General features: G+C 68.9%; 6 protein-coding genes. 5 read left to right on the top strand and 1 reads right to left on the bottom strand.

What is annotated here, in order from left to right; translation table 11 throughout:
* From ENN83_RS03025 to ENN83_RS03020, 3 genes are all read left to right on the top strand, one after another.
* A partial coding sequence (locus ENN83_RS03025) for a pyridoxal phosphate-dependent aminotransferase (RefSeq protein ID WP_287183946.1) occupies positions 1-752 on the top strand: 752 nt, incomplete at its 5' end.
* Between the two features lies 1 nt (position 753).
* Positions 754-885 (top strand): hypothetical protein, encoded by a 132-nt coding sequence (locus tag ENN83_RS16905; RefSeq protein WP_349760090.1) that lies wholly within the window; start codon positions 754-756, stop codon positions 883-885.
* A gap of 12 nt (positions 886-897) precedes the next feature.
* Positions 898-1,344, top strand: coding sequence for a hypothetical protein (locus ENN83_RS03020; protein ID WP_349760089.1), 447 nt, complete (start codon positions 898-900; stop codon positions 1,342-1,344).
* Here the strand turns inward: ENN83_RS03020 and ENN83_RS03015 are convergent.
* Positions 1,263-1,841, bottom strand: coding sequence for a TIGR00730 family Rossman fold protein (locus ENN83_RS03015; RefSeq protein ID WP_287183944.1), 579 nt, complete (start codon positions 1,839-1,841; stop codon positions 1,263-1,265). The genes ENN83_RS03020 and ENN83_RS03015 overlap by 82 nt on opposite strands.
* 91 nt (positions 1,842-1,932) lie before the next feature.
* On the opposite strand from ENN83_RS03015, the gene ENN83_RS03010 reads away from it, so the two are divergent.
* Positions 1,933-3,051, top strand: coding sequence for a LysM peptidoglycan-binding domain-containing protein (locus ENN83_RS03010; protein ID WP_287183942.1), 1,119 nt, complete (start codon positions 1,933-1,935; stop codon positions 3,049-3,051).
* An 80-nt stretch (positions 3,052-3,131) separates the two neighbouring features.
* Positions 3,132-4,973, top strand: a complete 1,842-nt coding sequence (locus tag ENN83_RS03005) for an ABCB family ABC transporter ATP-binding protein/permease (RefSeq protein WP_287183939.1) — start codon at positions 3,132-3,134, stop codon at positions 4,971-4,973.
* The last annotated feature ends 386 nt before the right edge of the window (positions 4,974-5,359 follow it).

Genomic DNA, 5,359 nt, shown 5'->3' with positions numbered 1-5,359 from the left:
TTCAGGCGCTGGGGCTGCAAACCGTGATGATCGGCACCGAGGCGCAGCACCGTTATCAGCCGGTGCCCGCGGATCTGCCCACCGATCTCGACGGGCTGCTGGTCGCCTCGCCCGCCAATCCGATGGGCACGATGCTGGACAAGGCCGCGCTGGCGGCGCTGATCGAGGCCAGTGCGGATCGGGGTGCGGCCTTCATCTCGGACGAGATCTATCACGGCATCGAGTACGAGCGCAAAGCCGTCACCGCGCTGGAGATCACCGATCAGACCTATGTCATCAACTCGTTCTCCAAGTATTTCTCGATGACCGGCTGGCGCGTCGGCTGGATGGTGGTGCCCGAGGATCACATCCGCCGGATCGAGCGGCTGGTGCAGAATCTCTTCATCTGTGCGCCGCATGCCAGCCAGGTGGTCGCGCTGGCCGCCCTCGATTGCACGGACGAGTTGCAGTCGAACATGGCGCTCTACCGCCGCAACCGCGCGCTGATGATGGAGGGACTGCCCAAGGCGGGCTTCACCAGGATCGCACCGCCCGATGGCGCCTTCTACGTCTATGCCGACGTGTCCGACCTGACCGACGACAGCCGCGCCTTTGCCGCCGAAATTCTTGAAAAGGCCGGGGTCGCGGTCACGCCGGGGCTGGATTTCGATCCCCTGCGCGGGGCCGGCACGCTGCGGTTTTCCTATGCGCGCTCGACCGCGGATATCGAGGAGGGGCTCGCCCGGCTCGGCCGGTTCATGGCGTCGCGCTGACATGGACGAGGGGCGCAAGGGCATCGCTGCGATGGTCGCGGCCTGCGTGATCCGGGGCCTGTCGTCGATGTATTACAGGCTGCTGGCCCATGTCCCGCCCGAGGAGGTGCTGGGCGGCCATCGCACGCTGTAGTCGCTGGTCTTCTTGGGGCTGGTGCTGGCCGGGCAGGGGCGGCTGGCGGAAATCGGGGCGCTGCTGGCGCGTCCGCTGGCGCTGATCCGGCTATTGGGGGTGCATGCGCAGGGCTGGGGCGGGCTGACCGGACGCCATCTGGCCACCTTCGGCCATGACCTGTCCGACAGCCTCATGCTGATGCTGTCGGACCCCCTGACGGCAACGCCGCTGATCCTGTTCTCCCATGCGACGCGGCGGGTCAGCTATGCCACGGTGGGGTTGGTGCAATACATCAACCCCACGCTGCAATTCCTTGTCGCAACGCTGGTTTTCCGCGAGGCGTTCACGGGCTGGCACATCCTGGCCTTCGGGCTGATCCGGGCGGCGCTCGCGCTTTACTCGGCCGAAAGCCTGCGCGGCGAAAGGGCAGCGCGCAGGGCTTCCATCAGGTCGGGCACGTCGGACACGACGCCGTAATAGTCGCGCAGGCTGGGCTCGGCAAAGCCCTCGGCGATGAAATGGTCGATCAGCGCGGTCAGCGGCCTCCAGAAGCCGTTGGTCGAGAGCAGGAAGATCGGTTTCGCATGCAGGCCCAGCTGCCGCCAGGTCAGCACCTCGAAGAACTCGTCCAGCGAGCCCGCGCCGCCGGGCAGCACCACGATCGCGTCCGAGTTCATGAACATGACCTTCTTGCGCTCATGCATGTTCTCGGTGACGATGAAGGTGGTCAGGTCGCGCTTGCCCACCTCGCGGTCGAACAGATGCACCGGGATCACGCCAAAGGTCTGGCCGCCCGCGATCTGCGTGCTGCGCGCAACGCGGCCCATCAGCCCCACGTCGCCCGCGCCATAGACCAGCCGCCAGCCCGCCTCGGCCAGCGCACGGCCAAAGGCGTCGGCCTCGGCGGCATGGGCCGGGTTGTGCCCGTCGCGCGAGCCGCAGAAGACGCAGATCGAGAGGGGCTTTTTGGTCATGGGCCGGCCCTTGTCATGGGATTTCTGGACCCGTGATACCGGGGTTGCTATGGTCCGGCAAGCGCGGGCGCAGCGCCATGGAGGCCGGGCGATGTCGGATGGCAAGCGGAAACTGGGGCCCCTGGCCTGGACCCTGATCGTGGGCGAGATCGTGATCGTGCTCATGGTGCTGAACTGGTTCCTGAGCCGGGACAAGGACGCCCCGGCACCCGAACCCGCGGTCACCGGGCAATCGGCCGTGGATGCCCCCGCACCCGCCGAGGCGCAGGCCGAGGCCGGGATACCCGCGCCGCCCGCCTTCGACGTGGTGCGGGTCGATCCCGCCGGAAACACGCTGATCGCGGGGCGGGCCGAGCCGGGCAGCGCGGTGGTGCTGCTGGTCGAGGGCGACGAGGTCGCGAGGGCCAAGGCGGGCGGCGATGGTTCGTTCAGCCTGTTCGCGGAACTGCCGCCCGCCGATGTGCCGCGCGCCCTGTCGCTGCGGATGGAGCTTGCCGACGGGCGTACCATCGCGTCGGGGGCGACCGTGTTCGTGGCGCCAACATCCGCGCCCGCGCCCGGGCCAGCCGAAAGCGCCGCCGAACCGCCCGCGCCAGAGCCGCACGCCGCGGAACTGGCCGAGGCGCCAGGCCCCGCCGCGCCCGAACCCGCCCCGCACCGCGCGCCCCAGATCCTGCTGTCGGATGCGGCCGGGGTGCGCGTGCTGCAGGCGCCCGAGGGCGACCTGCCACCGGGCCGGGCGGGGGTGCTGATCGAGGCCATCGCCTATGAGGCGGATGGCGCCGTGGCGCTGTCGGGGCGCGGTCAGGCCGGGGGGGCGCTGCGGCTATACCTTGACAATGCCGCCATCGCCTGGGGGCTGATCGACGCCTCGGGCCGCTGGGCGCAGCGGCTCGACTCGGTGGCACCGGGGCTTTACACGCTGCGCGCCGACCTGTTGAACCCCGATGGCAGCGTCTCGGCGCGGTTCGAGACCCCGTTCCGGCGCGAGCCGCCCGAGGAAATCGCCGCCCGCGCATCCGTCGCCACCCCCGGCGGGCAGGCCGAGGCGCGGGTGATCACGGTGCAGCCGGGCTTCACCCTGTGGGGCATCGCGGACCGGACCTATGGCAGCGGGTTTCAATACGTCAAGATCTTCGGCGCCAACCGCGCCCAGATCCGAGACCCTGACCTGATCTATCCCGGCCAGGTCTTCACCCTGCCCGAGTAACAGGCCCATGTGACCGCGCCACTGGTCTTTCCCCCTTGCGCAGATTAGGTTGCGAAGCCTGATCCAACCGGACCTTGCCCATGCGCCGCGGACGCCGCCCCACCACCGCCGATCTGTCCCAACTCGACCGCGCGCAGGGGCTGCGCACCATCCGCAAGGTTGCGCCCTATCTCTGGCCCGAGGGGCAGGGCTGGGCAAAGCGGCGCGTGGTTCTGGCCATGCTGGCGCTGGTGCTGGCCAAGGTGATCGCGGTGGTGACGCCCCTCTTCTACAAGGCGGCCGTCGACAGCCTGACCGGCGAGGGCGCGCCCGAGACGATGCTGATGGCGGTGGGCGCGGTGGGCCTGACGGTGGCCTATGGCATGGCGCGGCTGATGAACACGGGCTTTCAGCAATTGCGCGATGCGATCTTTGCCCGGGTGGGGCAGCGCGCGCTGCGCCGGATCGCGCTGGAAACCTTCACCCATATTCACCGGCTGTCCTTGCGCTATCACATCACCCGCAAGACCGGCGGGCTGTCGCGCATCATCGAGCGCGGCGTGAAGGGGGTGGAGTTCCTGCTGCGCTTCCTGCTGTTCTCGATCGGCCCGCTGGTGCTGGAACTGGCGCTGGTGGGGGTCATCTTCTACGTGGCCTTCGGCGTCTGGTATCTGGCGGTGGTCGCGGCGACGATCGCGCTTTACGTGCAGTTCACCTTCAGGGTCACCGAATGGCGGGTGAAGATCCGCCGCGAGATGAACGACCAGGACAGCGACGCCAACCAGAAGGCGATCGACAGCCTGCTGAATTTCGAGACCGTCAAGTATTTCGGCGCCGAGACCCGCGAGGCCGAGCGTTACGACCGCGCCATGGCGGGCTACGAGGATGCCGCGATCAGGACCTCGTATTCGCTGGCCATCCTGAACTTCGGGCAGGCGTTGCTGATCACCGGCGGGCTGATCGCGGTGATGGTCATGGCGGCGATGGGCGTGCAGGCGGGCAAGCTGACCGTGGGCGATTTCGTCATGGTCAACGCCTACATGATCCAGATCACCATGCCGCTGAACTTCCTCGGCACGGTCTATCGCGAGATCCGCCAGAGCCTGGTCGACATGGGCGAGATGTTCGCCCTGCTGGAACAGCCCGCCGAAGTGCTGGACAAGCCCGGCGCGCCCGATCTGCGCGTGACCGGCGGCGCGGTCCTCTTCCGCGATGTCCGCTTCGGCTATGACCCGGATCGGCCGATCCTCGAGGGCGTGACGATCGAGGTGCCGGCGGGCCGCAAGGTTGCCATCGTCGGGCCTTCGGGCGCGGGCAAGTCGACCATCGGGCGGCTGCTGTTCCGGTTCTACGATGTCACGGACGGGGCGGTGCTGATCGACGGGCAGGACGTTCGCGACGTCACGCAGGACAGCCTGCATGCTCAGATCGGCGTGGTGCCGCAGGACACGGTGCTGTTCAACGACACGATCTGTTACAATATCGCCTATGGCCGCCCCGAGGCGAGCCGCGCCGAGATCGAGGCCGCCGCGCGTGCCGCGCAGATCCACGACTTCGTCGCGGGCCTGCCCAAGGGCTACGAGACGATGGTGGGCGAGCGCGGGCTGAAGCTCTCGGGCGGCGAGAAGCAGCGCGTGGGCATCGCGCGCACCCTGTTGAAAAACCCGCCGATTCTGCTGCTGGACGAGGCGACCTCGGCGCTGGACAGCGAGACCGAGGCGGACATCCAGACCCAGCTCAAGGCGATGGGCGAGGGGCGCACGGTGATCGCCATCGCGCACCGGCTGTCCACCATCGTCGATGCCGACGAGATCGTGGTGCTGGAGGACGGACAGGTGGTCGAACGCGGATCGCACGAGGCTCTGATCGCCCGCGCCGGACGCTATGCCGCCATGTGGGCACGCCAGCAGGCGGGCGAGGACGAGGACGTGGAGGCGGCCTGAGGCACGATTTCCGTGATCGGAATTCCATCTGAATTCCATCGGACTTCCGTCGGACTTTTGTCGGACCCGCCCTCGACCGCCCGAAAGAAGGCCCGCGCAGGTCGTCAGACGCGCGGGCCGCGCCGACCGTGTCGCCGATGCCTTTAGGTCAGGAGGTCTGCCGGTCCGCGGGCGCTGCCGATTCCCGAACCGGCCCCCGGGGGCCGCCGTGCCCGCCGCTCACTCCGCCGCGCGCAGCGGCCGTTCGGGGTCGGTGCTCTCGACGTCCGGCTCGGGGCCGTCGGGGGGCAGGTCCGACCACAGCAATTGGGGCGAGCCGACGCCGCGGGCGGCGTGGTTGAGCGCCAGTTCGCGCGCGGCCTGGCTGTCGGGGCCGCCAAGTGCGG

The organism is Rhodovulum sp., assembly GCF_011048875.1.
GTDB classification, from domain to species: Bacteria; Pseudomonadota; Alphaproteobacteria; order Rhodobacterales; family Rhodobacteraceae; genus Rhodovulum; species Rhodovulum tesquicola.
This window is presented reverse-complemented; position numbering and strand designations above follow the sequence as displayed.